Annotated in this window: 1 pseudogene; it reads right to left on the reverse strand. The window is 42.6% G+C overall.

The features are described from left to right. Window positions 1–444 (reverse strand): annotated as a pseudogene (locus tag J7R10_RS08770) (1-deoxy-D-xylulose-5-phosphate synthase); the annotation flags it as partial.

A 444-nucleotide genomic window follows, 5' to 3' on the forward strand; every position in this document is an offset into this window, starting at 1 on the left:
ACGCACCATATGCATCAACTCGATTGCATCAGCCGGCGCCATCACAACAAATTCAGGAAGAGTGCTCAAAAAAACAATATCAAAACTACCAGCATGCGTTGCGCCATCTGCCCCCTCAAAGCCTGCTCGAACAATCGCAAAACGCACAGGTAATTTTTGAATCGATACATCATGGATAAGCTGATCATAAGCGCGCTGTAAAAAAGTAGAATAAATCGCGACAAAATGCATATACCCCACACAAGCAATGCCAGCAGCAAAAGTAACCGCATGCTGTTCAGCTATACCAACATCAAACATTCGTTCAGGAAATTTTTCAGCAAAAGCATCAAGTCCTGTTCCCGTCGGCATTGCTGCTGTTAGACTCGCAATCTTATCATCATGCGTAGCTTCTTCTATTAAAGCCTTAGAAAACACCTTAGTATAAGAAAGAACATTGCTTTG

It is taken from the genome of Bartonella vinsonii subsp. berkhoffii ATCC 51672 (assembly GCF_902825225.1).
Lineage (GTDB): Bacteria > Pseudomonadota > Alphaproteobacteria > Rhizobiales > Rhizobiaceae > Bartonella > Bartonella berkhoffii.